The following is a 1,295-nucleotide window of genomic DNA, read 5'->3' as shown; positions in this document are numbered from 1 at the left end:
GGATTACCGGGGAACGCGGCGCGGATCTTGAGGAAGAAGTATTCCTCGTCGCGGTACCCGTAGGCCCGACGCTTGATGACCTTGATGGTGTTGTTGATGCCTTCGACGACGCTGGTATTGAGCGGATGTCGGCAGCGGGCGAGGATGCCGTGCCAGTAACCCTGTAGGCGCTGCGCGAACAGTTGCAGCGCGGCAATCCCGCTTTGCCGGGCCTGCTCGATCCAGTGTTCCCAGGCCTTTTCCGCCCAGGCAGGCTTTCGGTAGAACCAGAGCCGTTTGAGTTCGTCGCGTAGCACGTAGACGCACAACAACGGCTGATTGGCAGCCAGCAGTTCCTGCAGATGCACGGACTGCTCGGGCTTCAGGTTGTGGCGGTTACGCAGCAGCAGCCAGCGACTGGATTTCAATACCTTGCGGGCCGGCCGGTCATGGCGCAACTGATTGGCCTGATCCACACGTACCCGATCGATCACCTCGCGCCCGTACTTGGCCACGACGTGGAACAGGTCGTAGACCACCTCGGCCTGCGGACACTGCGCCTTGATTTCCAGCTCGTAGGCCGTGGTCATATCGATCGCGACTGCTTCGATGCGCTCGGCGACACCCTCAGGAAGTTGCTCGAAGAAGGCGCGCGCCGTCTCGCGTGAGCGTCCCGATCCAATCCAGAGCACCTGCCGGCCGATCGGATCGACCACCACCGTGGCATACCGATGGCCTTTATGGAGTGCAAACTCGTCCATCGCCAGATAGCGGATCGTCGACCAGTCCGGCTCAGCCACACGCGCTTGTAAGCGCATCTTGTCGATCGATTTGACCGTGTGCCAGCCCAGATCGTAGAAGGCCGCCACTGCCTGTACGCTGGCCGCTTGCAGCAGTTTCTCGCAGGCCTTGGCAAATCGCTCCGTCACTCGCTGGTAACGGCCCAGCCACGCCAGCTTCTCCAGTCGCGGACCGCCGCAGCGTTCGCACCAGACCCGGCGGCGGGGGACGTGCAGCACCACCCGGTACTCGAACAGCGGTAGATCGCGCACGCGGCGAACCGTCGTCTCGTGGATTTGATGGCACCGTGCACCGCATTGCTCGCAGTACATCACCTTGCTGACCGGCTTCAAATGCAGCGATAGCGTACGGCCTTCTCCTTCCGGCCATTCCACCCGCTCCAACCGATAGCCCGTCCAGCAGCCCAGTGCCTGAAGTGCCTTGCGATCGAGCAATTGCTCCTCCTGACGTCTTTAAAGTCAGGCGTCAGATTACGCAATCCCCCTCAAACGCTCCACGGTTTCCCGCGATGAACC

Annotated in this window: 1 protein-coding gene; it reads right to left on the bottom strand. The window is 61.8% G+C overall.

The window, feature by feature from the left end; all coding sequences use genetic code 11:
* The coding region (locus tag J8I33_RS34215) for an ISL3 family transposase (RefSeq protein ID WP_209939998.1) at positions 1–1,214 on the bottom strand (1,214 nt) is incomplete at its 3' end.
* Positions 1,215–1,295 lie beyond the last annotated feature (81 nt).

It is taken from the genome of Burkholderia sp. AcTa6-5 (genome assembly GCF_017815075.1).
Lineage (GTDB): Bacteria > Pseudomonadota > Gammaproteobacteria > Burkholderiales > Burkholderiaceae > Burkholderia > Burkholderia sola.
Note: the sequence above shows the minus strand (reverse complement) of the source record. Positions and strands in the feature narration are given on the sequence as shown.